The sequence below is a fragment of the Tropicimonas omnivorans genome, assembly GCF_031846565.1.
GTDB classification, from domain to species: domain Bacteria; phylum Pseudomonadota; class Alphaproteobacteria; order Rhodobacterales; family Rhodobacteraceae; genus Tropicimonas_B; species Tropicimonas_B omnivorans.
The window spans coordinates 612,511-637,663 of the sequence record NZ_JAVRHL010000003.1 but is presented as its reverse complement, the minus strand read 5'-3'; the positions used below and the strand labels follow the sequence as shown (position 1 = coordinate 637,663).

The 25,153-nt window shown below is 68.0% G+C and carries 28 protein-coding genes; 6 read left to right on the top strand and 22 right to left on the bottom strand.

Translation table 11 applies throughout. The features are described 5' to 3' along the window. Window positions 1-79 precede the first annotated feature (79 nt). Complete coding sequence (locus tag RM543_RS13645) at window positions 80-646, top strand: lipid-binding SYLF domain-containing protein (RefSeq protein ID WP_311692547.1); 567 nt, start codon at window positions 80-82, stop codon at window positions 644-646. A gap of 114 nt (window positions 647-760) precedes the next feature. Here the strand turns inward: RM543_RS13645 and RM543_RS13640 are convergent, their stop codons facing one another. Continuing rightward, a complete protein-coding gene (locus RM543_RS13640; RefSeq protein WP_311692545.1) occupies window positions 761-2,296 on the bottom strand; it encodes a helicase HerA-like domain-containing protein in 1,536 nt (511 codons plus the stop codon). Window positions 2,297-2,840: 544 nt separating this feature from the next. On the opposite strand from RM543_RS13640, the gene RM543_RS13635 reads away from it, so the two are divergent. Then, the gene (locus tag RM543_RS13635) at window positions 2,841-3,605 is read left to right on the top strand and encodes an invasion associated locus B family protein (RefSeq protein WP_311692543.1); all 765 of its coding nucleotides are present in this window, start codon (window positions 2,841-2,843) and stop codon (window positions 3,603-3,605) included. Window positions 3,606-3,740: 135 nt separating this feature from the next. Here RM543_RS13635 and prmC read toward each other — a convergent pair whose 3' ends face one another. The 16 genes from prmC to pyrH all read right to left on the bottom strand — a co-directional run bounded on the left by prmC (window position 3,741) and on the right by pyrH (window position 16,811). Further along, complete coding sequence (gene prmC / locus RM543_RS13630; protein ID WP_311692541.1) at window positions 3,741-4,565, bottom strand: peptide chain release factor N(5)-glutamine methyltransferase; 825 nt, start codon at window positions 4,563-4,565, stop codon at window positions 3,741-3,743. Further along, the gene (gene prfA, locus RM543_RS13625; protein ID WP_311692539.1) at window positions 4,562-5,617 is read right to left on the bottom strand and encodes a peptide chain release factor 1; all 1,056 of its coding nucleotides are present in this window, start codon (window positions 5,615-5,617) and stop codon (window positions 4,562-4,564) included. The genes prmC and prfA overlap by 4 nt, the downstream gene beginning before the upstream one ends. Before the next feature lie 58 nt (window positions 5,618-5,675). Continuing rightward, on the bottom strand, window positions 5,676-6,128 hold the full coding sequence (locus RM543_RS13620) for a DUF1499 domain-containing protein (RefSeq protein WP_311692537.1): 453 nt from the start codon (window positions 6,126-6,128) through the stop codon (window positions 5,676-5,678). 61 nt (window positions 6,129-6,189) lie between these two features. Further along, complete coding sequence (gene speB / locus RM543_RS13615; RefSeq protein WP_311692535.1) at window positions 6,190-7,155, bottom strand: agmatinase; 966 nt, start codon at window positions 7,153-7,155, stop codon at window positions 6,190-6,192. Window positions 7,156-7,268: 113 nt separating this feature from the next. Further along, the gene (locus tag RM543_RS13610) at window positions 7,269-7,478 is read right to left on the bottom strand and encodes a hemolysin XhlA family protein (RefSeq protein ID WP_311692533.1); all 210 of its coding nucleotides are present in this window, start codon (window positions 7,476-7,478) and stop codon (window positions 7,269-7,271) included. Further along, window positions 7,475-8,026 carry a holin family protein gene (locus tag RM543_RS13605; protein ID WP_311692531.1) on the bottom strand — a complete coding sequence of 184 codons (552 nt, stop codon included), beginning with the start codon at window positions 8,024-8,026 and terminating at the stop codon, window positions 7,475-7,477. The genes RM543_RS13610 and RM543_RS13605 overlap by 4 nt, the downstream gene beginning before the upstream one ends. Next, the gene (locus RM543_RS13600; RefSeq protein WP_311692529.1) at window positions 8,017-8,628 is read right to left on the bottom strand and encodes a holin-associated N-acetylmuramidase; all 612 of its coding nucleotides are present in this window, start codon (window positions 8,626-8,628) and stop codon (window positions 8,017-8,019) included. Before RM543_RS13600 ends, RM543_RS13605 begins: the two co-directional genes overlap by 10 nt. A gap of 120 nt (window positions 8,629-8,748) precedes the next feature. Further along, complete coding sequence (gene ccmE / locus RM543_RS13595) at window positions 8,749-9,192, bottom strand: cytochrome c maturation protein CcmE (RefSeq protein WP_311692527.1); 444 nt, start codon at window positions 9,190-9,192, stop codon at window positions 8,749-8,751. Between the two features lie 27 nt (window positions 9,193-9,219). Next, window positions 9,220-10,248: an N-acetyl-gamma-glutamyl-phosphate reductase gene (gene argC / locus RM543_RS13590; RefSeq protein ID WP_311692525.1), complete on the bottom strand. Its 1,029-nt coding sequence runs from the start codon at window positions 10,246-10,248 to the stop codon at window positions 9,220-9,222. A gap of 65 nt (window positions 10,249-10,313) precedes the next feature. After that, window positions 10,314-11,129, bottom strand: coding sequence for a glutamate racemase (locus tag RM543_RS13585; protein WP_311692523.1), 816 nt, complete (start codon window positions 11,127-11,129; stop codon window positions 10,314-10,316). A gap of 124 nt (window positions 11,130-11,253) precedes the next feature. Continuing rightward, entirely contained in the window at window positions 11,254-12,612 is a 1,359-nt protein-coding gene (gene rseP / locus RM543_RS13580; RefSeq protein WP_311692521.1) for an RIP metalloprotease RseP, read from the bottom strand. Window positions 12,613-12,622: 10 nt separating this feature from the next. Further along, window positions 12,623-13,801 (bottom strand): 1-deoxy-D-xylulose-5-phosphate reductoisomerase, encoded by a 1,179-nt coding sequence (gene dxr / locus RM543_RS13575; protein ID WP_311692519.1) that lies wholly within the window; start codon window positions 13,799-13,801, stop codon window positions 12,623-12,625. Further along, the gene (locus RM543_RS13570) at window positions 13,798-14,604 is read right to left on the bottom strand and encodes a phosphatidate cytidylyltransferase (protein WP_311692517.1); all 807 of its coding nucleotides are present in this window, start codon (window positions 14,602-14,604) and stop codon (window positions 13,798-13,800) included. The genes dxr and RM543_RS13570 overlap by 4 nt, the downstream gene beginning before the upstream one ends. Further along, on the bottom strand, window positions 14,597-15,322 hold the full coding sequence (uppS, locus tag RM543_RS13565) for a polyprenyl diphosphate synthase (RefSeq protein ID WP_311692515.1): 726 nt from the start codon (window positions 15,320-15,322) through the stop codon (window positions 14,597-14,599). The genes RM543_RS13570 and uppS overlap by 8 nt, the downstream gene beginning before the upstream one ends. A gap of 53 nt (window positions 15,323-15,375) precedes the next feature. Beyond that, window positions 15,376-15,942, bottom strand: coding sequence for a ribosome recycling factor (frr, locus tag RM543_RS13560; RefSeq protein ID WP_116083978.1), 567 nt, complete (start codon window positions 15,940-15,942; stop codon window positions 15,376-15,378). A 131-nt stretch (window positions 15,943-16,073) separates the two neighbouring features. Continuing rightward, window positions 16,074-16,811 carry a UMP kinase gene (gene pyrH / locus RM543_RS13555; protein WP_311692512.1) on the bottom strand — a complete coding sequence of 246 codons (738 nt, stop codon included), beginning with the start codon at window positions 16,809-16,811 and terminating at the stop codon, window positions 16,074-16,076. A 66-nt stretch (window positions 16,812-16,877) separates the two neighbouring features. Between pyrH and miaA the strand changes: the two genes are divergently transcribed. Next, entirely contained in the window at window positions 16,878-17,768 is an 891-nt protein-coding gene (miaA, locus tag RM543_RS13550; RefSeq protein WP_311692510.1) for a tRNA (adenosine(37)-N6)-dimethylallyltransferase MiaA, read from the top strand. Between the two features lie 29 nt (window positions 17,769-17,797). On the opposite strand, the gene RM543_RS13545 is transcribed toward miaA, so the two are convergent. Further along, a complete protein-coding gene (locus tag RM543_RS13545; RefSeq protein WP_311692508.1) occupies window positions 17,798-18,754 on the bottom strand; it encodes a hydrogen peroxide-inducible genes activator in 957 nt (318 codons plus the stop codon). 104 nt (window positions 18,755-18,858) lie between these two features. Here RM543_RS13545 and RM543_RS13540 point away from each other — a divergent pair, with 104 nt between their 5' ends. Next, complete coding sequence (locus tag RM543_RS13540) at window positions 18,859-20,361, top strand: catalase (protein ID WP_311692506.1); 1,503 nt, start codon at window positions 18,859-18,861, stop codon at window positions 20,359-20,361. 127 nt (window positions 20,362-20,488) lie between these two features. Here the strand turns inward: RM543_RS13540 and RM543_RS13535 are convergent, their stop codons facing one another. Both RM543_RS13535 and RM543_RS13530 read right to left on the bottom strand, forming a co-directional pair. Beyond that, window positions 20,489-21,430 carry a calcium/sodium antiporter gene (locus tag RM543_RS13535; RefSeq protein WP_311692504.1) on the bottom strand — a complete coding sequence of 314 codons (942 nt, stop codon included), beginning with the start codon at window positions 21,428-21,430 and terminating at the stop codon, window positions 20,489-20,491. A 135-nt stretch (window positions 21,431-21,565) separates the two neighbouring features. Further along, entirely contained in the window at window positions 21,566-22,672 is a 1,107-nt protein-coding gene (locus tag RM543_RS13530; protein WP_311692502.1) for a cystathionine gamma-lyase, read from the bottom strand. Window positions 22,673-22,792: 120 nt separating this feature from the next. Between RM543_RS13530 and RM543_RS13525 the strand changes: the two genes are divergently transcribed. Continuing rightward, a complete protein-coding gene (locus RM543_RS13525) occupies window positions 22,793-23,416 on the top strand; it encodes a nucleotide-binding protein (protein ID WP_311692500.1) in 624 nt (207 codons plus the stop codon). A 19-nt stretch (window positions 23,417-23,435) separates the two neighbouring features. On the opposite strand, the gene RM543_RS13520 is transcribed toward RM543_RS13525, so the two are convergent. After that, window positions 23,436-24,065 carry a DnaJ domain-containing protein gene (locus RM543_RS13520; protein WP_311692498.1) on the bottom strand — a complete coding sequence of 210 codons (630 nt, stop codon included), beginning with the start codon at window positions 24,063-24,065 and terminating at the stop codon, window positions 23,436-23,438. A gap of 124 nt (window positions 24,066-24,189) precedes the next feature. On the opposite strand from RM543_RS13520, the gene RM543_RS13515 reads away from it, so the two are divergent. Further along, window positions 24,190-24,447: a BolA family protein gene (locus RM543_RS13515; RefSeq protein ID WP_311692496.1), complete on the top strand. Its 258-nt coding sequence runs from the start codon at window positions 24,190-24,192 to the stop codon at window positions 24,445-24,447. 9 nt (window positions 24,448-24,456) lie between these two features. Here RM543_RS13515 and RM543_RS18995 read toward each other — a convergent pair whose 3' ends face one another. After that, window positions 24,457-25,020, bottom strand: a complete 564-nt coding sequence (locus RM543_RS18995; RefSeq protein ID WP_432280461.1) for a DUF4177 domain-containing protein — start codon at window positions 25,018-25,020, stop codon at window positions 24,457-24,459. Between the last annotated feature and the right edge of the window lie 133 nt (window positions 25,021-25,153).

Genomic DNA, 25,153 nt, shown 5'->3' with positions numbered 1-25,153 from the left:
GCCGCGCTATGGCTGGGGTCAACCGGCCGGAGATGCCGGAGACGAGGGCAACCATGTCGATCCACTTGGGGCAGTGATCATGAACAATTCAATTCCCACGTCGCGACGGGCTTTCATCGCCTCCGCGGCGAGCGCGACTATGCTGGCCGGCTGCAGCAACGCAGTCGGGTCGGGCGGCGGGCAACGCATCGACGCCCGCGTCGATTCCACGCGCAACTACCTGCACAACCAGTTTCCGGGCACCCGGGATCTCGAAGCCAAGTCCATGGGCGCGCTCTACATGCCGCTCGTGACCAAGGCGGGCTTCGGCATCGGCGGCGGCTATGGCCGCGGCGCACTGAGGATCGACAACGTGACGGTGGATTACTACGCCGCCGTCGAAGCCTCCATCGGCTTCCAGATCGGTGCCCAGCAATATGCGCACGTCCTCTACTTCATGACGACCGACGCGCTGCGCTCCTTCCGCACCTCTCCGGGCTGGTCGGTCGGCGCGAACGCCGAATACGCGGTGAACGATCGCGGCGGCAACATCTCCGCCGAGACGCTGACCTCCCTCGATCCGGTGATCGCGATCATCTTCGGCCAGTCCGGCCTGATCGTCGGCGCGACGCTGGAAGGCACGAAGTACAACCGCATCATCCCCTGAGCCGAAGGGGCGCCCGGTGCGCGGCGGAGCTGCGTCCCGCCCGGGGTGTTTCCAGGCAAGGATGGACGAACGGGGCGCGGCCGATGCAGGGGCCGCGCCCTTTCTCGTTCCGGCCTACCGTCCGCGGAAGATGCCGCCGAGGAGACCGCGCACGATCATGCGGCTCGACTGGGTCCCGAGCTGGCGGGCGAAGCTCTTGGCAAAGGCGGTGCCGATGCTGTCCGTCCGGGTGGACTTGCGCTCCTCCCCCGACCGTCCGACGACGGGCCCGGAATACCGCCGGGCCGCGTTGAAGTCGTGCTCCTCCTCTGCGGCATCCTCGGCCTCCATCGCGCGCTTTTTCGCCGTCTCGGCGCGCTCCGTCAGGATCTCGAAGGCGCTTTCGCGATCGACCTCTGCCTCGTAGCGCCCGGCAAAAGGAGAGGCCGCGACGAGGGCGTCGCGCTCTTCCTCCCCGACGGGGCCGAGGCGGGAGGACGGAGGACGGATCAGGGTCCGCTCTGCCATGCCGGGCTCCCCGTTATCGGCGAGAAAGGAGGTGACCGCCTCCCCCGTCCCGACCTCCGAGATCGCGGCGGCGATATCGAGCCCGGGATTGTCCCGATAGGTCCCGGCGGCGGCATTCAATGCCCTGCGGTCCCGCTCGGTGAAGGCGCGGAGGGCATGCTGGACGCGGTTGCCGAGCTGCCCGAGCACGTCGTCCGGCACGTCCGCCGGATTCTGGGTGCAGAAATAGACGCCGACCCCCTTAGAGCGGATCAGCCGCGCGACCTGTTCCACCTTGTCCAGAAGCGCCTTCGGGGCATCGTCGAACAGAAGGTGCGCCTCGTCGAAGAAGAAGACGAGCCGGGGTTTGTCCGGATCGCCGATCTCCGGCAGCATCTCGAAGAGCTCCGACAAAAGCCAAAGGAGGAACGTGGCGTAGAGCCGGGGGGAATTCACGAGCCGGTCCGCGGCGAGCAGGTTGATCTGCCCCCCCCCGTCCTCACCGATCCTGAACAAATCGCGGATCTCGAGCGCCGGTTCGCCGAAGAGCCGGTCACCGCCCTCGTTTTCCAGCACCAGGAGGGCCCTCTGGATCGCGCCGACGGAGGCGGTGGAGACGTTGCCGTAGCGCAGGGACAGCTCCTTGCGCTGCTCACCGGTCCAGGTCAGGAGCGCCTGCAGGTCCTTCAGATCGAGCAGCGCCAGTCCCTGCTCGTCCGCCACGCGGAAGGCTACGTTGAGGACGCCCTCCTGCGCTTCGGACAGATCGAGGAGGCGGGACAGCAGAAGCGGCCCCATATCGGCGATCGTGGTGCGAACCGGGTGGCCCTTCTCGCCGAAGAGATCCCAGAACGTCACCGGGAAGGCGCTGTATTGAAGATCAAGGCCGATGGTCGCGGCGCGCTCGGCAAAGGCATCGTGGAGCTTCGCCTCGGCGGATCCAGCGGCGGCGAGTCCCGACAGATCGCCCTTGATGTCCGACACGAAGACGGGGACGCCGGCCGCGCTGAAGCCTTCGGCGAGGATCTGGAGCGTCACGGTCTTGCCCGTGCCGGTCGCGCCGGCGATCAGGCCGTGGCGGTTGGCCTTGTTCAGCTCCAGAAATTGCGGCGAGCCGTATCCCTCGCCTCCGCCGCCGACGAAGATCGTCCCCCGGTCGTCCATGTCGCTGAAATCCCTTTTCGCGGTCACGCATCGCGCGACAATAGTATCTTAACACATATCGGCCAGAGTGATCCCTGTCGCGCCCCGGTCTCGGGGCCGCGGCGTCCTCCCTGTCTGACTGGGCCGCGCCTTCGGGTGCGGCCTTTTTTTCATCGCGCCCGGAAAAGTGGCGGAATGTCGCAGGGTTCGCCGGATTTTCCGCTTTCGTCGAATGACAAACGGGCGTACCCGCTCCCCAAATCCGTCCCGGGCCCGATTGTGGCTGCCTTCGGGGAATACGCAGTTGACGGATAGAATCATTCTGCATAGCGTTCGCCCATCAAGTCGGCCCGTCCGACAGGGAGACCAGCAATAAAGCGCCGAATGGCGCGGGGGAAATTCCCCCGGGAAAGGGTCCTTCGGGGCCCTTTTCCATTTTCGCCCTCCCCTTCCTCAAGTCTTTGCCCCCTGACTTCACGCCCGGCCCGTGGTAAGCGGCTCGTCGGAAAAGCCGCCTCAAACCGGCAGACGTACCGAGGATATCGAGACCATTATGATGACCAGAATGAACACCACTCTCTCCCTTCTCGCGCTCGCCGCAACGCTGGGCTTTGCCGGCCCGGTTCTGGCTCAGGATGACGGTGAGACCGCCGGGACCGCGGCAGACGCGGAACAGGGCAGCGAAACCGGGAATGGTGAGCAGACGCCCGCTCAGGCCGCCGCTGAAGCTCTCGACATGGGCGAACCCGTCCCCGGTCAGGCCGCGCCGCAGCCCGGCCCCGGCGGACGCTCCGAACCCGCCGCCTCGGTCGAGGGCGCTGCACTCGGCCAGACCTACATCCTCGAGGCCTCCGGCGACTGGGAGGTTCACTGCGTCAACACCCAGCTCGACGCCGACCCTTGCGTGCTGCACCAGCTCCTGCAGGATGGGGCCGGCAATTCCGTCGCAACGATCGAGATCGTCTCCATTCCCGGCGGTCAGCAGGCCGTCGCCGGCGCGACCATCGTGACGCCGCTGGAAACGTTGCTCACCCAGCAGGTAACGCTCTCGGTCGATAGCGGCCAGGCGCGCCGCTATCCCTTCACGTTCTGCGTCCCGGCCGGGTGCGTCTCGCGCGTGGGCTTTACCGAGGCCGAAGTGAACAGCTTCCGCCGCGGTGCTGCCGCCAACCTGCGGATCGTTCCGGCCTCCGCTCCCGATCAGGAAGTGAACCTCAACGTGTCGCTGTCCGGCTTCACCGACGGCTTTTCCATGGTGCGTGAGGCCAACCTCGCGAACGCCGCCGAGATCGAGGAACTGCAGGCGGCGCAGGCCGAAGGCGCGAACTGAGACGGCGACTGCCCGCACCTGAATGACGATATCGCCCCCGCACAAAGCTGCGGGGGCTTTTCTTTTGGAAGACCGGGCACCGAAGCGGCTCGCCGGGAGACGCCGGCTTGCCCCGCGTCCCGAAAGGACGGCTCCTCAGGCGAGCCGGAGGGCGGCGCCCCGCTCCCGGTTGTCCATGTCGGTCAGGATGGTCTCGAGAGTCAGGCCACCGGTTTCCAGGATCGCCGCGACATCGCGCGCCTGCCCTGCCCCGCATTCGACGATCAGGCGGCCGCCCGGAGCAAGGCGGGACGCGGCGCCTTCCGCGATCGCGCGATAGGCGCCGAGGCCATCGCCGCCATCGGTGAGAGCGCCCGTCGGTTCCCACTCCCGCACTTCTGGGGCGAGGCCGGCAATCTCGGCGGCGGGGATGTAGGGCGGGTTGGAGACGATCAGGTCGAATGGCCCGGTCTCCGCCCCGAACCAGTCGCAGAGGGCGAGGCGCGCGCGGGGACCGATCCCTAGCCGATTGGCATTCTCCCGCGCGACGGCGAGCGCGGCATCCGAGACGTCCGTGCCCACGCCCTCCGCATCGCCCCGTTCGGCAAGAAGCGTCAAGAGGAGGCAGCCGGTCCCGGTGCCGAGATCGAGGATGCGGGTAAACGGCGCCTTGAGGGCCTCGGCGACGATCTCTTCCGTCTCGGGCCGCGGGTCGAGGGTGTCCGGCGTCACGCGGAAGGACCGGCCCCAGAACAGGCGCTCGCCGACGATCTGCGCCACGGGCTGACGGGCGATGCGCGCGGCGATGAGGTCCTGAAGCCCGTCCCACGCGTCGAACGGGTCCGGCCCCATGACGATCAGCGCCTCGGGACGGACGCCCGCGGCGAAGGCGACGAGGCGACGGGCGTCGCCGGCGGCGGCGTCGATCCCGGCCTCGCGGAGCGCGCGGGCCGCCTTGATCTGGGCATCGGCGAAGGTCACGTGTCGAGCTCTGCCAGCTTGCGCGCCTGATCGTCGGCCACGAGCGCGTCGGTCACCTCGTCGAGATCCCCGTTCAGCACACTCTCCAGCCGGTAGAGCGTCAGGTTGATGCGGTGATCCGTCATGCGACCTTGCGGGAAATTGTAGGTCCGGATGCGCTCGGATCGGTCGCCTGAGCCGACCTGCGCCTTGCGATCCGCCGCGCGGGCGCCTTCGCTTTCGCTGCGCTGCCGGTCGAGAAGGCGGGCGCGCAGGACAGCCATGGCGACGGCACGGTTTTGGTGCTGCGATTTCTCGGACGACGTCACGACGAGGCCGGTCGGCAGGTGGGTGATCCGGACGGCGCTGTCCGTGGTGTTCACGTGCTGCCCGCCGGCGCCGCTTGCGCGCATCGTGTCGATGCGGATGTCGCCGACGGGGATGTCTATCTCGACCTCCTCCGCCTCCGGCAGCACTGCCACGGTGGCCGCGGAAGTATGGATCCGGCCGCCGCTTTCGGTTTCCGGAACGCGCTGCACGCGGTGGACGCCGCTTTCGAACTTGAGCCTCGCGAAGACGCCCTCCCCCGCGACCCTGACGATGGCCTCCTTCACGCCGCCGAGCTCGGTCTCGGCGTGCTCGATCATCTCGAAGGTCCAGCCGTGCCGCTCGGCATGAAGACGGTACATCCGAAGAAGCGTCCCGGCGAAGAGCGCCGCCTCCTCCCCTCCGGTTCCGGGGCGGATCTCCATCATCGCCGGCCGCGCATCTGCCGCATCCCTTGGAAGGAGCGCCACCCGCAGGGCCTGCTCCGCCTCGGGCAGCGCAGCGCGCAGCGTCTCGAGCTCCTCCTCGGCGAGGTCCCGCATCTCGGGGTCCTTCAGCATCGCCTCGGCTTCGGCGATACCGTCCCGCAAGTCCCGCCACGCGGAGATGGTCCCGGTGATCCACTTGAGGTCGGCATATTCACGAGACAGGCGCGCAATGTCGCCCGCCTCCGCTCCGGCGTTGAGCCGCGCTTCCACGAATTGGAACCGCGCTTCGATTTCTTCCAGTCGTGCTTCAGGGACCATGCCGGGTCTGCTGACGGATCGGGAGGCGCCCGTCAAGCCGGGGCGTCGCGGCGCCCGATCAGTCTCTCTGCAGCTCGGCGAGCCAGGCCCGCACCCGCCTGCGATTGACGCCCATGTCGTCCCGCCCGAACCGCAGTCGCGCGAAGACGTAGAGCAACGTTCCGTCACCGCCGCTCTCGGCGGCGACCGTGGTGTAATCGGGGAAACCGAAGACCTTGGAGCGGGAGATATAGGTGATCCGCCCTTCGTCGGGGCTCCCGGCGAGGCGCTCCGTGTCCGGGCTGGACATGGCGATCCGGTCCAGATCGGTCAGGATCTCCGTCGGCGTCCCGGACAGGCGCAGCGGCGGCACGTGGCCTTGCGACCCGACGACGTAGCGCCCCGAAGCCGCCACGGCGTCCTTCGGATCGACGTGCCAATCCTTCTCGCAAGACGGCGCGAGACGGATCCAGGCGAAGCCGAATGTCGCGAAGACAGCGAATGCGGTGGAGATGGGGCGCAGTAAGGACATGGCGGGAGGGGACCTGACGTTGTTGTGAACTGGTCAACGCCGCGGTGGGCGTTCCGATCCATCAGCGCCCGAGTTTGTTCCAGGCGATCAGGCAGAGGATCTCCATGGCGACATGCGCGCCCGCAATGGCGGTCGCCCCAGAGGGATCGTAGGGCGGCGCGACCTCGACGATATCGCCTCCGATCACATGGATGCCGGCGATATCCCGCAGGATCGCGGCGGCCTGCCAGCTGGCCAGCCCGCCCCAGACCGGTGTGCCGGTGCCAGGGGCGAAGGCCGGGTCGAGCGCGTCGATATCGAAGGAGAGATAGACGGGCCGTGCGCCGACCCGGTCACGGATGCGTTCCGCGACGCGCGCCGCACCCTCTTCGTGAACACGGCGCGCATCGATCGTCTCGACGCCCATCGTGTCCGTGTTGACCGTCCGGATACCGACCTGGACCGAGGAGCCCGCGTCGATCACGCCCTCCTTGATGCCCTTGTAGAACATCGTGCCGTGGTCGATCCGGGCGCTCTCGTCATCGGCCCAGGTATCCGAATGCGCATCGAACTGAACGAGGGACAGTGGCCCGTGAACCTCCGCGTGCGCCCTCAGGATCGGAAGGGAGATCGAATGGTCCCCCCCGAGCGTGATCATGGACGCTCCCGCCCCGACGATGCCGGCGGCATGGACCTGCAGCGCGTCCGGAAAGTCGGAGACGCGGGCGTAGTCGAAAGCCAGATCGCCGTAATCCACCACGGCGAGGTCCGATAGCGGATCGATGCCCCAGCCATAGGGCGGATCGAACGGCTGGAGCGTCGAGGCCTCGCGGATCGCCCTCGGCCCGAGGCGCGCGCCGGGCCGGTTCGTCACCGCCTGGTCGAAGGGAACGCCCGTCACGGCGATGTCGACGCCGTCCAGATCCTTGGAATATCGCCGCCGGAGAAAGGACAGCGCGCCGCCGAACGCATTCTCGAATGCAAGGCCGCGCCTGTTCTCGGCGGTAAAGGCCAGATCGACCTGCGTCTTCGCATCCTCGAGCGCCATCCCGATACCTCCTGTCCTGGCCTTGCCCTTGCGCCACACAGGGACATCAAACCGCCGCCCACCGCAAGCCCGCCTTTGCACAACCGCTCGGAAGGGCGGGCTTGCGGCAAGCCTCAGGCGACGACGAGCCCGCCGTTCAGGGCGAAGGCCATCATGCCGAGGACCAGCGCACCGATTACGAGCCGGACGAGCCACTTGAGCACGTCTTCGATCGCCGCCAGTCGCAGCTCCACGTTCTTGCGGTGCACTTCGTCCACCGCGCGATGCATCTCCAGCCGTCCGAGACGGCTCGTCACATCGCCAAACCCGGTGCAGTCCGTCATCTGGACCTCCATTCGGCAAGTGCGGGATTTGCGGACGGCACATCCCCGGCGCCGTCCACCACCTCCTCCTCGCCCGCTCCGGCCCCGAGCGCCCTGAGCGCGGCGGTGTTGCGCACAACGGACGGCGCGAGGGCCACGGTCTGCGCGATGGAGCGCTGGAAGGACTGGCTCTTCGCCTGGTGACGGGCGCCGAAATAGAACGACACGATGGCCCCCATCAGCCACCAGAGCGGCTCCGGCACGAGCGCGATTCCCTGCATTCGTTCGGCGAACCAGACCGGGTCCACCATCGCCGAGACGAAGAGGCCGAGCGTGCCCAGGGCGAGGGCCGGCCGCGGCAGCCGGTTCAGCCCGTCGATGACACGATCGAAGACGCTCTGCCGGGGAGCCGAGAACTCGGCGGCGAACTGCGCCAGCGCCGCCTCCGCCCGGTCTGCATCGCGGGCAGCGCCCGCTTCGGCATTTTCCCGGAAGACCTCGACCGTCTCCTTCACGGCGTTCCGGCCGCCCGAGAAGAGCAGCGAGAAAAGTCCGTCGATCAGCCCCATGACGCCACCCGCTCGCGATGCGCGTCCTCGGAGAGATGGAACCGCGGGGAGATGAACTCCTCCGCACGGCGGATCCACCCGCCCTTCCCGCCATCCTTGCGGCGCGCGTATTTGCGGGAGGAGGCGCGGCGATCCGCGAGCGCGTAGTAGTAATTGCGCCGGGCGATCCCGTAGGCATCCGCGACGTGATCAGGCGCCGCCGCGGCTGCGGCCTTGGCAGCGGCGATGGTCTTGGGGCCGATCACGCCGTCCACCGCAACCGCCTGCCCCATGTCGCACAGGAGCCGCTGGAGGATCCGCACCGCATTGGCCCCGGAATTGACGTACATGTCGAAGACCGTCGCCTGCAGCGGCTCCGGCAGCGCGGCGATCCGCGGACGCGCGAAATAATGCTCGATGAAGATCTCGACGGCCCGGTCCTTGCCGAGGCGCTGCACGTCCTGTGCATCCACGCGTCCGTCCCCTGTCACGTCGTCCTTCAGACGCTGCATCGTGCCGAGCGTGACGCCGTACTTGGTCGGCCCACCCGGATCGTCGGGATCGTTCACGTAGCCGCCCTCCCGGCGTACGATCTCCTCGGCGATCTGCTCTATCCGTCTCATGCCCGTCTCTCCCTCACCAGGCCTGCTGATCGGTCACAGGGTGGGGAGAAAAGGGTTAACGCCCGGCGGTCAGGGCGTGCGGTCCGGGCGCGGAGGAGGAGGCGGGAGCGCCGACTGCGGTCAGCTTTCGGGCTCGCGGTAGACGCCCTGATCCTTCAGAGCATCCACGACCTCGGCCGGCATGTAGGTCTCGTCGTGGCGAGCCAGTATCTCGCTCGCCTCGAACGTGCCGGCGACGAGACGCCCGGTGCCGATCATGCCCTGCCCCTCGGCGAAGAGGTCGGGCGGAACGCCGGTGAAGGTGACCGGAACGGAGCCTGCCCCGTCCGTCACGTTGAACATTATGGAGCCGTCGGGGAGCGAAACGAGCGTCCCCTCCTCCACCAGCCCGCCGATTCGGAACGTCTCGTCCGGACCCGGCTCTGCGGCCAGAACCTCCGAGGGCGGGCGGAAGAAGTTGATGCCGTCCTTCATCGCAACACCGATGAGCACCGTCGCACTGACCAGCGCGAGGACAGCGACGAGGATGATCTGGATCCGGCGTTTCTTTTTCAGGCTGCGCATCGGGCCCTCTTCAGGCGTGAGATCAGTCTAGGGGAAAACGGGCGCCAGGGTGAGGCCGGTCGTTTCTTCGAGACCGAGCATCAGGTTGGCGTTCTGAAGCGCTTGGCCCGAGGAGCCCTTCGCGAGGTTGTCGAGCACGGTGTAGATCGTCGCCCGCCCGCCGCGGCGCTCCTGCACGACACCGACATGAACGTGATTGGAGCCGCGGACATGATGCGTCGAGGGAACCTCGCCCATCGGCAGGACCGTCAGGAACGGCTCGTCCCGGTAGGTGGCCGTCATCGCCGCGTGGATGTCCCGCGCCTCGCCCCGGACATAGACGCTGGCGAGGATGCCGCGGTTGCCGGGGATCAGGTGCGGTGTGAACTGGACTGAGACCTCCTGCCCCGCCGCCTTGGACAATTCCTGGTCGAACTCCCCCAGGTGCCGGTGCGCGCCGCCCACCGCGTAAGGCTGCCAGCCCTCGGACAGCTCCGCGTGCAGGAGGTTCTCCTTCAGCGCGCGGCCGGCGCCAGACACGCCGCATTTCAGATCGAGGATGATCTCGTCCGGATCGATCGCCTGGGCCATCAGGGGCGGCAGCAGCGAGTAGAGCCCCGTCGCCGCGTTGCAGCCCGTTCCCGCCACCAGCCGTGCGGCCCGGATCTCCTCGCGGTAGAACTCGGTCAGCCCGTAGACGGCCTCCTTCTGCATCTCCGGCGCGCTATGCGGCCGCCCGTACCAGCGCTCGTAGGCTGCCGGATCGCGCAGGCGGAAATCGGCGGAGAGATCCACGATCTTCAGATCCCGCGGCAGCCCCGAAATGACCTCCTGGCTCGTCGCATGGGGCAGCGCACAGAAGCAAAGGTCGATCCCCGTGAAATCGATCTCCTCGATCCGCGCCAGCCTCGGCAGCTGCATGTGGCGCAGATGCGGGAAGACGGCCGCCATCTCGAGCCCCGCCTTGCGCTCCGCCGAGAGCGCGGCGATCTCGATCTCCGGGTGGCCGGCGAGCAGGCGCACGAGTTCGGCGCCGGTATAGCCGGACGCTCCGAGGATGGCGACGGACTTGGTCATGGGGCAAGGCTCCCGCGTGATCTTGAAAGGATATGTAGGAAGCGGGGGCGCACCCCCGCAATCGGTCAGAACGCCGCGTCGAACGCGATCGGGCGGCGCAGGAACTGGGTCGCGCGGGAGGAGACGCGGGACGGATCGCCCGTCGTCAGGAACGCGCTTTCCTGCCCCGGCCCGATCATCTCGGGCCGACGCGCGAGGTAGTCCTTGAGGCTCGCCGCCACGAGGTCGGGCTGGGAATAGACCGCGACGTCCGGCCCCAGCGCCTCGGCAAAGGTCTGCTCCACCAGCGGGTAATGCGTGCAGCCGAGAACCGCGGCGCCGGGCTTCGGCATCTTGCGCTTCAGGGCGTCGACATGGGAGCGCACGAGCGCCTCGGCCAGGATCATGTCCCCCTCCTCAATCGCGTCCACCACGCCGCCGCAAGCCTGCGCCTCGACATCGACGCCGATGGCGCGGAAGGCAAGCTCCCGCTGGAAGGCCCGGGACGCGACGGTGGCGGGCGTGGCGAAGAGCGCGACATGGTTCACGCCGACCTCGCGCGGTGGCGAATTGTCCCCCCATTGTCGCTCGGTCAGGGCCTCGATCAGGGGCACGAAGACGCCGAGGACGCGCTTGCCCTCCGGAACCCAGCTTTCCTGCATTCGCCGCAGGCCCGCGGCGGAAGCGGTGTTGCAGGCAAGGATGACAAGGTCGCACCCGGCTTCGAACAGGCGCTCCACACCCCGGCAGGTGAGCGCAAAGATATCGTCCGCGTCGCGCGTGCCGTAGGGCGCATTCGCATTGTCCCCGAGATAGACCACCGGCAGATCCGGCATCGCCCGCGTCACGGAGCCCAGAACCGTCAGCCCGCCAAGGCCGCTATCGAAGATACCGACGGCCATGTTTCGCTCTCCTCGTCCCTGCCGGGCGCTCCCGAATGGCGCCGGGCGCTGCGCCTCCGCGCATAGGCCCGGCGCGCCGGAAAGTCCATCCGGCACCGCCACAGGCTCTCAGGGTCTCAGGGTCTCAGGGGCAGAAGAGGTCGTTGGTCAGGGCGAAGATCATGAGCGCCAGCATCAGCGCCATACCGCCCGCCATCAGGACCCGAAGCGCCCGGTCGCTGGGGGGGCGGCGCGCCACGGCCTCGTAGGCGTAGAACACCAGGTGGCCGCCATCGAGAACGGGAATCGGGAAGAGGTTCAGCAGACCCACGGCGGTGGAGAGGACCGCGATGAACCAGATGAACGTGCTTGGCCCCTGGCTCGCCGCGGCGCCGCTCGTCTCCGCGATCCCGAGCGGCCCGCGCAGGTTGCACGAGGAAATCGCGCCGGTGACCATGTGCCACAGACCGGACAGGGAGGACCGGACGATGAAGAGCGTCTGCTCCGCGCCCTGCCCGACGGCTGTGAACGGGCTCGGCGTCACGGTCACGGGCTCGAAGGCGAGGCTTCCGGTCAGCCCCAGAAGCCAGCGCGTCTCGAATGCGCCGCCGGCCACGGGCATGTCAACGGAGCGCGGCGCAAGGGCCGCCGTGAAGGTCTCTCCGGCACGCCAGATCCCGAGCTCCAGCTCGGCGCCTTCGCTCACCGTCACGATCTCCTGCAGATCGCGGAAGGAGGAAATCGGCGTGCCGTCCGCGGAGACGATCACGTCTCCCGGCTTCAGCCCCGCATCCCAGGCCGCCGATTGCGGCTGCACGGTGGAGACGACTGGCGGGAACGGGAACGGACCCTCGACCGCGGTCTCCCCGCCGTCCCTACGCACGGTGTAGGGCGTTGTCGCGCCTTCGGTGTCCAGCTCGGCCGCAACCTCGTAGATCCCTCCGAGGGTGGACACGTCCCGCCCGCCGACGGACAGGATCTCGTCGCCAGCCTCCAGACCCTGCACCTCAGCGGGAAGCGGCACCAGCGAACGGATCGTCGCCGGTTCGCGCGGCGTACCCTGGTAGAGGATCACCGCGGCGAAGACGAGGATCGACAGGATGAAGTTGAAGATCGGCCCGGCAGCGACGGTCGCGGCGCGGGCCCAGAGCGGCGCGCCGTGCATCGTGCTGCGCATCTCCTGCCGCAGCAGTTGCTCGTTCGTGCCTCCGGGGGCGGGCTCCGGCGCTCGCGTCACGGAGGCCGGATCCGCGTCGCCCTTGAACTTGACGTAGCCGCCGAAGGGCAGCGCGGCGATCTGCCAATACGTGCCGCGCCTGTCCGTCCGGCCGAAGAGCACTGGTCCGAACCCGATGGAGAAGACGTCCGCGTGAATCCCGCTCCAGCGGCCGACGATGTAGTGACCGAACTCGTGGACGAAGACGATGATCGACAGCGCCAGCACGAAGGCGATGGCCGTCCAGGCGATGCCACCGAATGACGGCAGGAGGGCGGTCAGGTCCATGAAACTTTCCTCAGACGGTCTGGCTCAGGCGCGTTGCAGCGCCCCGGGCTCTGGCACGGGCGGCGGCGTCGGTTTCGAGGACGTCGCCGAGGGAGATGTCTCCCCGGCCGCTGGTTTCGCCGCTGGCGTCCATCTCGTCCAGCACCGTCTCGACAATGTGAGCCATGTCGGTGAACCGCATCTGCCGCGCGAGAAACGCATCGAGCGCGGCTTCCTTGGCCGCGTTGAACGCCGCCCCCGTCAGCCCGCCGCGCGCCATGACGTCGCGGGCGAGACGCAGCGCGGGCCAACGTGCCTCGTCCGGAGGGCGGAACGACAGCTGGCCGATCTTCGCAAGATCGAGCCGCTCCACGGGGAGCGCCCGGCGGTCCGGCCAGTCGAGCGCATGGCCGATGGCGTGGCGCATGTCCGGCGGCCCGAGATGTGCCATCACCCCGCCGTCGACGAACCCGACGAGGGCGTGAACGATACTCTCGTGATGGATCAGAACCTCGATCCGATCCGGTGAAAATCCGAAAAACTCTTTCGCTTCTATGACTTCCAGGGCCTTGTTGAACATGGACGCGCTGTCCACCGTGATCCGGTTTCCCATCGCCCAGTTCGGATGCCGCCCTGCCTCTTCCGGCGTCGCCTCCGCCAGACGCTCCATCGGCCAGTCCCTGAGCGCACCGCCGGATGCCGTGATGATGACCCGCTCGACGGCGGCGGGATCCTCGCCCCGGAGAGCTTGGAAGATCGCCGAATGCTCGCTGTCGACGGGCAGGATGGTAGCACCCGATGCCGCGGCACGGGACAGGACCAGTGGACCGGCGGCGACGAGGGTTTCCTTGTTGGCAAGCGCCAGCGTGGTTCCCGTCTCGATCGCGGCGAGGCCCGGCGCAAGACCGGCGGCGCCGACGATGGCGGACATGACCCAATCGGCCCGGCGGGCCGCCGCCTCCGCGATGGCCTCCGCCCCTGCCGCGGCCTCGATCCCCGCCGGGAGTGCATCCCTGAGCTGGTCGAGGAGGTCAGGCTCCGAGGTGACCGCGATGGCCGCGCCCGTCTCGGCCGCCTGGCGGGCCAGAAGCTCGACGTTCCGCCCGCCCGTCAGCGCGACGACGTCATACTCTCCCGGCCGCCCCGCGATGAGCGAGAGCGTCGATTGGCCGATCGAACCGGTGGAGCCCAGAATGCTGACGCGCTTCACAGATCGACCCGGGGAATGTCCACGAAAAGGGCGATCACGAGCAGGAACAGGGCGGCGCCCAGGAGCCCGTCGAAGCGGTCGAAGAGGCCGCCATGACCGGGAATCAGGGCCGAGCTGTCCTTCACCCCCATGCGCCGCTTGAGCGCGCTTTCGGCGATGTCTCCCATCTGGCTGGCCAGCGACAGCAGCATGGACACCCAGACGAGGCCCCACCCGGCATCGGTGAAGACCAGGAAGAGCGCACCGACGAGGCCCGCTCCGATCCAGCCAGCGGCGGTGCCGGACCATGTCTTCTTGGGACTGACACGCGGCCAGAATTTCGGCCCGCCGATGGACTTCCCGGCAAAGTAGCCGAGCACGTCGGTCGCGATCACCACGAGGATCAGCCAGTAGAGCCAGATTCCCCCGTACTCGTCGCGAAAGCTGACGAGGCCCCATCCCGCCGCGACGATCATCACCGCGAAGCAGAAGAACGTCAGCCGCTCGCGGGACATGGCAAACGTGCCGAGGATCGCAGGCAGGAAGATCAGAAGGAGGAACCACTGCTCGTGCGTCCCCAGAAGGCCCGACAGGATGCTGGCGGTGCCGGCGGCGAGCATCATCGAGAAGACGATCGACTCGGGGCGGATCATCCGCGCCAGTTCCCACATCAGGATCGCCGTGACGAAGACGGTGAGCATCTGGAACCATACGCCGCCGAAATGCACGGCGAAGATGCCGATCACCACCATCGCCGCGGAGGAGGCGGCCCGGTCCCGCAGATCGTTCCAGCGCGACGTCGCTGCAGCACTCGGATCAGGCACGAACGGCTCCGTAGCGGCGTTCGCGCGAGCCGTATCCTGCGAGCACTGAGCCGAAGCAGTCGGCCGTGAAATCGGGCCAGAGCGTATCGACGAACTCGTATTCGGCGTAGGCGCTCTGCCAGAGAAGGAAATTGGAAATGCGGGCCTCTCCGCTCGTTCGGATCACCAGGTCAGGATCCGGCAGAAGCCACGTATCGAGGAAGCGCGCCAGCGTCTCGGCGCCGACATCCTCCGGCTTCAGCCGCCCCGCCGCGACCTCGTGGGCGAGGCGCTGCGTCGCCCGCGTGACCTCGTCCCGTCCGCCGTAGTTCAGCGCGATGGTGAGGTGCACCCGGTCGTTCGACTTGGTGAGGGTTTCCAGATCGTCCATCAGCTTGACCAGCTTGGCATCGAGTTGCACCCGGTCGCCGATGAACCGCACGCGGACGCCCTTGGTCAGGAGCCGCGTCGCCTCCTTGGTGATGTACCGGCGGAACAGCGTCATGAGGCCGGTGACTTCGGCCTGGGTGCGCTTCCAGTTCTCGGTGGAGAAGGCGAAGATCGTCAGATAGCGGACGCCGAGATCCGGGCAGGCCTCGACGATCTCGCTGACGCGGCGCGCGCCGGCCTGATGGCCGAAGATGCGCGGACGGCCGCGGGACGTCGCCCAGCGGCCGTTGCCGTCCATGATGATGGCGACATGCTCGGGTACGATCTGGAATCTCTCCTTGCCGGACATGACCGGTCTCCTCCCCTGCGCACGCCTGCTCGTCAGCGCGGCCAGCTACAGCCTCAGACCTGCATGATCTCCGCCTGCTTGTGCTCGAGCGCGGCGTCGACTGCGGCGATGCCCTTGTCGGTGGCCGCCTGAATCTCGTCCGTCCAGATCTTCTGGTCGTCCTCGGGCATACCGTTGGACTTTGCCTTTTTCAGGGCGTCCATCCCGTCCCGGCGCACGTTGCGCACCGCGACGCGGGCATGCTCGGCATATTGCGAGGCGACCTTCGTGAGTTCCCTCCGGCGCTCCTCGTTCAGCTCCGGGATGGGCAGGCGGATGATCGTTCCATCGACCACCGGGTTGATCCCGAGACCGCTCTCGCGGATCGCCTTCTCCGCCTTGGACACCAGCGACTTGTCCCAGATGTTGATCGCGATCATCCGCGACTCGGGCACGTTCACCGTGCCGATCTGGTTGATCGGGGTGGACGTGCCGTAAGCGTCCACCATCACCGGCTCCACCATCGAGGCGGAGGCGCGTCCGGTCCTGAGCGAAAGAAATTCGTGCTTCAGCGCTGTCAGCGCGCCCTCCATCCGGCGCTGGATGTCGCCCATGTCGGGTTCTTCGTACTCCGCTGCCATATGACCGTCGTCCTCGCAAACATGCTGTCTTGTGCGCGGAGGTTCTACCGGGAGCACGCACGGATGTATAGGTCCGCAAGCCTTAAGGGAGGATTAACCGAAGGCGGATCTCCCCCCCCCGGTGCGCCGCCTCAGTCCTTCACGGTGGTATAGGTGCCCTGCCCTGCGAGGATCCCGCGGAAACCGCCTGGCTCGTCGAGGCTGAAGACGATGATTGGCAGATCGTTGTCGCGCGCCAGCGCGATGGCGGAGGCGTCCATCACCTTGAGGTGCTTGGCGAGGCAATCGTCGTAGCTCACCGTCTCGTAGCGCTTGGCATCGGGGTTCAGCATCGGATCGCTGTCATAGACGCCGTCGACCTTGGTGCCCTTGAAGATCGCCTCGCAGGCCATCTCGTTGGCGCGCAGCGTGGCCGCCGTGTCGGTCGTGAAGTAGGGGTTACCGGTGCCGGCGGCGAAGATGCAGACCCGCTTCTTCTCGAGGTGACGCACGGCGCGGCGGCGGAGGTACGGCTCGCAGACCTGGTCCATCGGGATCGCCGAGATGACGCGGGTGAAAACGCCGAGCTCCTCGAGCGCGGATTGCATCGCCAGCGCGTTCATCACCGTCGCGAGCATGCCCATGTAGTCGGCGGTGGTGCGTTCCATCCCCTGGGCGGAGCCCTGGAGGCCGCGGAAGATGTTGCCGCCGCCGATCACCATGCAGATCTCGACGCCCATGTCGTGGACGGACTTCACCTCGGCGGCGATGCGCTGCACTGTCGGCGGATGCAGGCCGTAGCCCTGGTCGCCCATCAGCGCCTCGCCCGAGATCTTCAGCAGAACGCGTGAGTAGGAGGGTTTCGCCGGAGTTTCGCCACTGACCTGCATGAAATATCCCTCGCTCTGCCGCGATGGCCCTTGAACACCGAAAGCTCCGCCGCTTCAACCGCTCAGATGACTGACCCTGCCCTAACCCGTGCGCTTGCCGCCCTCCCTCCGGATCGTCCCGTCCTCATCGCTGGGCCGACGGCGAGCGGCAAGTCCGCCCTCGCGCTGCGGATCGCGGAAGAGGCAGGCGGCGTCATCGTCAATGCAGACGCGCTGCAGGTCTATGCCCACTGGAGCGTCCTGACGGCGCGGCCGGGCCCTCGCGACCTCGCCCGCGTACCCCATGCGCTCTACGGACATGTGGCGCGGGAGGCGCCCTATTCGGCGGGACACTGGCTGCGGGAGGCGGAGGAGCTTCTCCGCGGCGGCATGCGGCCGATCTTCACCGGAGGGACGGGGCTTTACTTCATGGCGCTCACGGAGGGGCTGGCGCCTGTGCCGGAGGTGCCGGCGGAGGTCCGGGCGGAAGCGGACGGCCTCTCGCTCGCCGAGCTGTCGGAGGGGCTCGACGCGCAGACCCGTTCGAGGACCGACATGGCCAACCGCGCTCGGGTACAACGGGCCTGGGAGGTGCTCCGCGCCACGGGGCGCGGCCTTGCGGCATGGCAGGCGGAGCAGCCGGCCCCGCCCCTGCCGTCCGGCGAGGCGCTGAGGATCGTGGTCGACGCTCCGACCGACTGGCTGAACCCGCGCCTCGCGCGGCGCTTCGATGCGATGCTGGACGGCGGGGCGCTGGAGGAGGCGCGGGCCAATCTCGGCGGCTATGACCCGGCCCGCCCCGGCGACCGCGCCATCGGCGCGCCGGAGCTCGTCTCCCACCTGCGCGGCGAGATCACGCTCGAGGCCGCGCGGGACCGCGCCGTCATCGCCACCCGGCAATATGCCAAGCGCCAGCGGACGTGGTTTCGCCGCCGCATGGGCGACTGGCTGGCCGTGCGGGGCGCCGATCTGCCTTGAGCTGCGGCGCCGGGAAAACCCCGGACCGATCAGGCCGGAACGGCGGTCCTCGCACGGGCAAGCAACGTCTCGCCGGCATTGGCGAAGAGAGAGGCCAGCGCCTCGAACCAGTCCGTCTCCCCCTCCTGCCCGGCCCGCCGCACCAGCGCGAGCGTGCGCCCGGGCTCCGGCGCGGCGAAGCGATGGAGGGCCATGTCGGGGGCGGACGCGGTCTCGGACATCACCGCGATCTCGGGAAGCAGCGTCAGGCCGAACCCCTGAGCGACGAGGCCGCAGAGCGTCGCGAGGGAGGACGCCCCGAGATCCACACGCCTCCGCCCCGGATCGAGGCCGCAGGCGGCGATCGCCTGGTCGGCAAGGCAATGCCCCTCGTCGAGAAGGAGAAGCTGCTCGGGATCGAGCTCGGCGGGCTTTGGCGCCACCGCTCCCCCCTCCCCGGCGAGCCGCTCGATCCGGGCGCGGCTGCCGGCCAGCAGGAAGCGATCCTCGAAGAGCGGGCGCACGTCCAGATCGGCCCCGGAGACAGGCAGGGCCACGAGCGCCGCATCCAGCCGCCCCTTGTCCAGAATGTCCAGAAGCACATTCGTCTGGGCCTCGCGCACGCGGATGTCGAGCGTCAGGTCCGACGCGCGCAGCCGCGTCAGCGCGACGGGCAGGATATAGGGCGCGACCGTCGGAATGACGCCGATGTTGAGCTGGCCCGACAGCCCCTGCCCCCGCCGCGGCAGCGCCTCGATCTCCGCCATCTCCGCCAGGACCCGGCGCGCCCTGGGCAGGACCTCCCGCCCCAGCCGCGTGAGCTTCAGGCCGCTCGGCATGCGCTCCACCAGCTTGCCGCCGAGCGCCGCCTCGAGATCCCTGATCTGCATCGAGAGCGCGGGCTGGCTGATGCTGACGGCGCGCGCCGCCGCGCCGAAGCTGCCCTCATCGGCGAGGGCGGCGAAGTAGAGAAGATGTCTGGCCGTGATCCGCATGATCCCGAACATAAGCCGCACTTATGTATCTGCATAGCATTTCCGATTTTCCTTTATGGAGCGACACCACACATCGTTCAGGCAAGACGCATTCCCATCCAGCCAGGAGATCCGGCATGGCCGACAAACCCCGCCTGACAACGACTGCGGGCGCTCCGTATGTCTCGAACGACACCACCCAGACCGCCGGCGCCCGCGGCCCGGTCCTCCTTCAGGATTACCAGCTGATCGAGAAGCTGGCCCACCAGAACCGCGAGCGCATCCCGGAGCGGGTCGTCCATGCCAAGGGCTGGGGCGCCCAGGGCACGTTCCGCGTGACCCACGACATCACGAAGTACACCTGCGCCAAGGTGTTCCGCCCGGGCACCGAGACCGAGGTCCTGTCCCGCTGGTCTACCGTGGCCGGCGAAAGCGGCGCCGCCGATGCGGAGCGGGACGTCCGCGGCTTCTCGCTGAAGTTCTATACCGAGGACGGCAACTGGGACATGGTGGGGAACAACACCCCCGTCTTCTTCGTCCGCGATTCCTACAAGTTCCCGGACTTCATTCGCACGCAGAAGCGCCATCCCAAGACCAACCTGCGCTCGCCGGAGGCGATGTTCGACTTCTGGGCCGGCCAGCCCGAGAGCGTGCACCAGGTGACGATCCTGATGTCCGACCGCGGCATCCCGGTGAACCCGATGCGCATGAACGGCTACGGCTCCCACACCTTCTCGCTCTGGAACGAGGCGGGGGAGCGCACTTGGGTCAAGTTCCACTTCAAGACCCAGCAGGGCCACAAGCACCACACCAACGAGGAGGCGGAAGCGCTCATCGGCAAGACCCGGGAGAGCTACCAGGAAGATCTCTTCAACGCGATCGACGCCGGCGACTTCCCCAAGTGGACCCTCTTCATCCAGGTGATGAAGGAGGAGGACGCCGCGAAGCAGCCCTTCAACCCGTTCGACGTCACCAAGGTCTGGCCGCACGGGGACTTCCCGCTGATCGAGGTGGGCGAGCTGGAGATGAACCGCAATCCGGAGAACTATTTCCAGATGGTGGAGAACGCCGCCTTCTCGCCGTCGAACATCGTGCCGGGCATCGGCTTCAGCCCCGACAAGATGCTGCAGGGCCGGATCTTCGCCTATGCGGACGCCCACCGGTATCGCCTCGGCACCCACTACGAGGCACTTCCGGCCAACGCCGCGAAGAATGCGGAGGTGCAGCACTACCACAAGGACGGCTCCATGCGGTTCTTCACCAACGATTTCGGTGATCCGAACGCCTATTACGAGCCGAACCAGTATGACGGCCCGGTCGCCAAACCCGAGGTGGTCGAGCCGCCGCTGCGGATCGACGGAGACGCCGACCGCTACGTGCAGGAGGACAAGGACGCCGATTACGTCCAGCCCCGTGCTCTCTACGAGCTGTTCTCGGGCGAGGAGAAGGAGCGTCTCTATGCCAACTACGCCGCCGCGATGGGCCCCTGCTCGCCAGAGGTGAAAGAGCGTTGGTATGCCGTCCTCGAGCGCGTCCATCCCGACTACGCCGCCGGTGTACGCCGTGCCAATGAGCAGAAGGACAGCGACGTGAACGCGGTTCCGATCACCGACGACACCCCGGTCGAAGCTGCCGAGTAAAGCCCGGCGGTATTGCCAAGACAAGGGCCGGTCCCCACGGGGGCCGGCCTTCTTGCTGTGGTGTCAGGCGGCTGAAGCGGGATCATGCCGCGGCGGGCGCTAACGCCGACGCGGGGCGCCTTTCGCCTCACACCCCGCCGATGGCCCCCACCCCGAGCCAGGCGACGTATCCGAGATAGAGCGCGAGGAGCAGGCCGCCCTCCCATCGCCTGATCCGCCAGCCGGTCACGGCGACCGCGACGAGGACCAGGGTCGCACCTGCCATGATCCAGATATCCACTCGCGCGATCTGCGCCGGGACCGGGATCGGCTTCACGAGCGCCGTCGCGCCCAGAATGCCGAGGATATTGTAGATGTTCGAGCCGACGACGTTGCCGAAGGCGAGGTCCCCCTGCCCGCGCAATGCGGCGATCACCGACGTCACCAGTTCCGGCAGCGAGGTGCCGATGGCGACGAGCGTCAGCCCGATCACCGTATCGGGCACGCCCCACATCCGCGCCAGATCCGTCGCGCCGCCGACGAGGAGCCCCGCGCCGAGGACCGTCATCGCGATCCCGCCCACCGCGTAGAGCAGGGCAACCGGAAGGCCCGCCCCGGGAGCATCAGGCGGAGCCGCCTCGGGCCTGCCCGCGCGCATCTCCAGCCGGTATGCCACGAAGAGATAGACCGCGAGGCCGACGAGAAGGGGCAGGCCCGCCCCCCGCGTCAGAACTCCGATCAGAACGACGATTGCCGCGGCGAGCGTCGCCAGACCAAGGGACAGCCCGTCCCGCCGAAAGGCAGACGGCGACACCATGACGGGCGCGATGAGGGCCGCAACGCCGAGAATCAACAGGATATTGGCGATGTTGGAGCCGACGACGTTGCCGACGGCGATCCCCGGCGCGCCGGCGAAGGCGGCCCGGAGCGAGGTGAAGAGTTCAGGCGTCGACGTGCCGAACCCCACGACGGTCAGACCGATGAGAAGCGGCGACATGCCGAGCCGCGCCGCAAGCGCGACAGCGCCGCGCACGAGACCCTCCCCGCCAAGGGCGAGAAGGACAAGACCGGCTCCGATGGACAGGATCATTGCGTGACATTCCGATGCCGAACGAGGGTGTGAACCGAAACGGCCATCGCGAAGGCCGCGCCATTCGCCAGATGGGCCCGCCCGTGCAGATGGGGCGCACCCCTGCCCAAGTAAAGGCACGAGGACAACGTGAGGTCAGGCTCGGTCGAGCGCTTCGATGAGGGCTGGCATCAGGGCCGCTTCCGGCTCACATCCGATGGAGAGACGCACGAAGCCGCCCGGCACCTCGTCCCCCCACCGCGCCCGTCGCTCGGCGGAGGAATGGACGCCGCCGAAGGACGTTGCCGACGCGAGGTAGGGGCAACCGGTAATGAACCGCGTCGCCGTCTCCCCGTCCGCCAGCGTCAGGCCGATCAGCGTGCCGCCCGAGGACATCTGCCGCGCCGCGAGGTCCGCCTGCGGATGGTCCGGCCGCGTCGGATAGACGAGCCGCTCCACCTTCGGATGCCCCGCCAGGGCTGCCGCCACGGCCTCCGCCGTCGCCCACATGCGCGACAATCGGACCTCCAGCGTCTCCAGCCCACGCAGGAGCAGCCACGCCTCCATCGGCCCCGGAATAGCTCCGGAGATCTTCCGCCAATCCCTGACGCGCTCCAGAAGCTCCCCGTCCCGCGTCGCGACATGACCGGCCAGGACGTCGGAATGCCCGTTCGGCGCCTTGGTATCGGAGGCGACGACCACATCCGCACCGAGATCGAGCGGCCGCTGGCCAAGCGGGGTCATCGTGGTGTTGTCGCAGATCACCCGCCCGCCGGCCGCGTGCACCTCCGCCGCGATCCCGGCGATGTCGCACAGGTCGAGCCCCGGATTGGATGGCGTTTCCAGCATGACGAGGGAGACGCCGTCGAACCCGCCCTCCGCCATCCGGGCGGTCGGCCGCATCTCCACCTCGACACCGAACCGTTCGAGGACACGTTCGGTCAGAAGCCGCGTCGTATAGTAGCCGTCGGACGGAAGGATCAGGCGATCCCCTGCCTTCAGCATCGCCATGAGCCCCGCCGTGATGGCCGCCATACCGGACGGGAAGAGCACCGAGGGAGCGTCCTCGAGATGGGCCAGGGCCGCTTCCGCTGCGTCCCATGTCGCGTTGTCCCCGCGCCCGTAGCCTCTCAGCCCGGCCGGATCTCCGGGCAGGTGGAACATGGTGGACAGTCCGATCGGCGCCCGCAGCGGATCGCCCGGCTCGAGACCTCCGTGGTGCAGGTGGAGAAGCGCGGCGGCGCGCGCGGCGGGATCTGTCATGGCGTGGCTCTCCGCGCCCGCATGGCGCATCCCCGTCTAACGTCCTGACCTTCGCGAGAAAAGTGTCCGGCCCGCCGGGTTGTCATGCTAGCGTCATCTAGAACGGCCAGAACCGGACGAATGATGAAGACAATCCTGATCGCGAACAGCAAGGGCGGCTGCGGCAAGACGACCGTCGCGGTGACGCTGGCCGGCGCGCTCGCGCGGGGCGGCTGGACCGTCGGCCTCGCCGATGCTGACCCGCAGAAGAGCTCCCGGCGCTGGCTGAAACGACGCCCGTCGGGCATTCGCCCCATCGCACAGGTGGACTGGACCGGTGCCCGCTCCGTCGGCAGCGCCCCGAAAGGCCTCGACTGGCTGATCGTGGACGCTCCCGGCGCACAGGACGAGGCGGCGCTGAAGGCCCTCGTTTCCGAATCCCACGCGGTGATCGTCCCGGTCCTGCCCTCGACCTTCGACGCGGATGCCACGAAGCGCTTCCTGAAGATGCTCGGCGGGATCAAGCGCGTCCGGAAAGGCAAGGCCGAGGCCCTGCTCGTCGCCAATCGCCTGAGGCCGCGGCAGCGCAGTTCCGCCCGCCTCGCGGCGTTCTTCGACAAGATGGGGCAGGCCCCCGTCGCCCATGTGACCGAGCGCGCCGCCTATGGCGATCTCGCCGATGAGGGGCTGACGATCTTCGACCGGGACCTCGCGGCGCTCCGGCCCATCCAGGACCAGTGGGCCCCGCTGGTGGACGCGCTCTGACGCGCGCCCTGCGAAGGGCCTACTCCTTAAAGTTACGGCTTTCCTTGACCTGATCCCAGGCCCACATGACCTCCTGCAGGCGCTCCTCGTCGGAGCGGTCACCGCCATTCATGTCGGGGTGCAGGATCTTGATCAGCGCCTTGTAGCTCTTGCGGATCTCCGTCCGCGTCCAGTGATCCTTCGCGTCGAGAATCTCCAAAGCGCGCCGCTCCGTGGGCGGCAGGCGCCGCGTTCCGGTGATGGACTTGCCGGGGTTTCGCGTGGCGTTCTGGCCCAGCACCTGGTGCGGATCGTCCACCCCGAGCCGGGACCAGGCCCGCTCCTCAGCCGATTGCCGGAAGGGCTTCGTCTTGCGCTCCCAGACGCGGTCATTGTCCATGTGCTCGGACAATTCCTCCTCCGTGGTGCCCTCGAAGAAGTTCCACTTGAGGTTGTATTCCCGGACGTGGGTCTTGCAGAACCAGTAGAAATCATCGAGCGAATCCGGGGATTTGGGCGCGCGGTACTTGCCGGGCTCCTGGCAGCCCGGATGCTCGCAGACGCGCTGCGACGTCTCGAACGCACCGGACATGCCACGACGCCCGCGGGTCCGCTTCTTCTTGTCGCTCGACACGCGCAGGTCGAAGCCGAATGGGTCTGAGGATGCCATGTCAGTCCTTTCGCGGATCGCGGGGTTCGTGCAGGCCGCCCGGCAGAGCGGATAGGCCTTTTCGGCTCGGAGCGGAGAGTTTACCCCGTGCGAGCCATGAGGGAAGAGGAAAGAAGGTCAAAAAATGTCCATGTCCGACAGCATCAGCTCTCGTCTTGAAGAGACGTTTGCGCCGCACCGGCTCGAGGTCGAAGATCAGAGCGAGATGCATCGCGGCCACGCGGGATATCAGGAGGGCGGCGAGAGCCACTGGCACGTCGTCATCGAATCCAAGGCGTTCGCGGGCCAAAGCAGGATTGCCCGCCATCGCGCGGTCCACGCCGCGCTCGGGCCCGATATCATGGGGAAGATCCACGCTCTGTCGCTCGATATCTCCGAGTAGAGCGGGCGCCTATTCGGCCGCCTGGTCCTTCTTGGGCCCGGCGGGTCCGAGCGGCGGGGCGGAGGACGGGCCGTCTTCCCGCCCGCGATAGGCGGACAGGGCAGCGGCAGCGGCTGCGGCGGCATCCTTCTTGTCCTGCGAGGTCTCGTGGGGATCGCTCGCGGGGTCTGCATGAACCGGTGCAGCCGGCGTGTCGTCCCCATGCGACTCGGGCGTGGCAACGGGCGCCTCGTCCGCCCGCACCGGGGCAGACGCGACATGCGCCGCCGTCACGGCGGAGGGCTGCGGCGACGGCGCGGTCACGAGACCTGCGCCCTCGGCAGGACGCATCGTGGCGCTCTCGGCCGAGCGGCGGAAAACCAGCATGTTCTGGTAGCTCGTCTTGCGCGACGTGAGGCCCGAGCGCTCCTCGCAGGGCAGCGTATCGGCACGGACGTAATCCCAGCCCTTGGCGCCCAGCTCGTTCATCAGCTCCTCGAGGGCGTAGGCGAAGCGATCGGGAGTTGTCTTCAGCCCCTTCACCTTCGTGCCCCGCTCCGGAGCCGGAACAACCTTGTATTCGTATCGCGGCATGTCCCGCTCCTTCGCTCGACCGGCGGACAACCTAATGCAAGCGAGCCGGAAGGAAAAGGGAGCGCCGCCTGCTCCGCCCCGCTAAAAATGCGCTTGGGACAGGAAGAAAGTCGCGATCGGCGGCATGCCGCTC

What these genes read in the sequence shown, in the direction of transcription:
- RM543_RS13645 (WP_311692547.1), top strand. Translation starts at nt 80, where the DNA reads ATGAACAATTCAATTCCCACGTCGCGACGGGCTTTCATCGCCTCCGCG.
- RM543_RS13640 (WP_311692545.1), bottom strand. Translation starts at nt 2,296, where the DNA reads ATGGACGACCGGGGGACGATCTTCGTCGGCGGCGGAGGCGAGGGATAC.
- RM543_RS13635 (WP_311692543.1), top strand. Translation starts at nt 2,841, where the DNA reads ATGAACACCACTCTCTCCCTTCTCGCGCTCGCCGCAACGCTGGGCTTT.
- prfA (WP_311692539.1), bottom strand. Translation starts at nt 5,617, where the DNA reads ATGGTCCCTGAAGCACGACTGGAAGAAATCGAAGCGCGGTTCCAATTC.
- RM543_RS13620 (WP_311692537.1), bottom strand. Translation starts at nt 6,128, where the DNA reads ATGTCCTTACTGCGCCCCATCTCCACCGCATTCGCTGTCTTCGCGACA.
- speB (WP_311692535.1), bottom strand. Translation starts at nt 7,155, where the DNA reads ATGGCGCTCGAGGATGCGAAGACGCAGGTCGATCTGGCCTTTACCGCC.
- RM543_RS13610 (WP_311692533.1), bottom strand. Translation starts at nt 7,478, where the DNA reads ATGACGGACTGCACCGGGTTTGGCGATGTGACGAGCCGTCTCGGACGG.
- RM543_RS13605 (WP_311692531.1), bottom strand. Translation starts at nt 8,026, where the DNA reads ATGGGGCTGATCGACGGACTTTTCTCGCTGCTCTTCTCGGGCGGCCGG.
- RM543_RS13600 (WP_311692529.1), bottom strand. Translation starts at nt 8,628, where the DNA reads ATGAGACGGATAGAGCAGATCGCCGAGGAGATCGTACGCCGGGAGGGC.
- ccmE (WP_311692527.1), bottom strand. Translation starts at nt 9,192, where the DNA reads ATGCGCAGCCTGAAAAAGAAACGCCGGATCCAGATCATCCTCGTCGCT.
- argC (WP_311692525.1), bottom strand. Translation starts at nt 10,248, where the DNA reads ATGACCAAGTCCGTCGCCATCCTCGGAGCGTCCGGCTATACCGGCGCC.
- RM543_RS13585 (WP_311692523.1), bottom strand. Translation starts at nt 11,129, where the DNA reads ATGGCCGTCGGTATCTTCGATAGCGGCCTTGGCGGGCTGACGGTTCTG.
- rseP (WP_311692521.1), bottom strand. Translation starts at nt 12,612, where the DNA reads ATGGACCTGACCGCCCTCCTGCCGTCATTCGGTGGCATCGCCTGGACG.
- uppS (WP_311692515.1), bottom strand. Translation starts at nt 15,322, where the DNA reads ATGTCCGGCAAGGAGAGATTCCAGATCGTACCCGAGCATGTCGCCATC.
- frr (WP_116083978.1), bottom strand. Translation starts at nt 15,942, where the DNA reads ATGGCAGCGGAGTACGAAGAACCCGACATGGGCGACATCCAGCGCCGG.
- pyrH (WP_311692512.1), bottom strand. Translation starts at nt 16,811, where the DNA reads ATGCAGGTCAGTGGCGAAACTCCGGCGAAACCCTCCTACTCACGCGTT.
- miaA (WP_311692510.1), top strand. Translation starts at nt 16,878, where the DNA reads ATGACTGACCCTGCCCTAACCCGTGCGCTTGCCGCCCTCCCTCCGGAT.
- RM543_RS13545 (WP_311692508.1), bottom strand. Translation starts at nt 18,754, where the DNA reads ATGTTCGGGATCATGCGGATCACGGCCAGACATCTTCTCTACTTCGCC.
- RM543_RS13540 (WP_311692506.1), top strand. Translation starts at nt 18,859, where the DNA reads ATGGCCGACAAACCCCGCCTGACAACGACTGCGGGCGCTCCGTATGTC.
- RM543_RS13535 (WP_311692504.1), bottom strand. Translation starts at nt 21,430, where the DNA reads ATGATCCTGTCCATCGGAGCCGGTCTTGTCCTTCTCGCCCTTGGCGGG.
- RM543_RS13530 (WP_311692502.1), bottom strand. Translation starts at nt 22,672, where the DNA reads ATGACAGATCCCGCCGCGCGCGCCGCCGCGCTTCTCCACCTGCACCAC.
- RM543_RS13525 (WP_311692500.1), top strand. Translation starts at nt 22,793, where the DNA reads ATGATGAAGACAATCCTGATCGCGAACAGCAAGGGCGGCTGCGGCAAG.
- RM543_RS13520 (WP_311692498.1), bottom strand. Translation starts at nt 24,065, where the DNA reads ATGGCATCCTCAGACCCATTCGGCTTCGACCTGCGCGTGTCGAGCGAC.
- RM543_RS13515 (WP_311692496.1), top strand. Translation starts at nt 24,190, where the DNA reads ATGTCCATGTCCGACAGCATCAGCTCTCGTCTTGAAGAGACGTTTGCG.
- RM543_RS18995 (WP_432280461.1), bottom strand. Translation starts at nt 25,020, where the DNA reads ATGCCGCGATACGAATACAAGGTTGTTCCGGCTCCGGAGCGGGGCACG.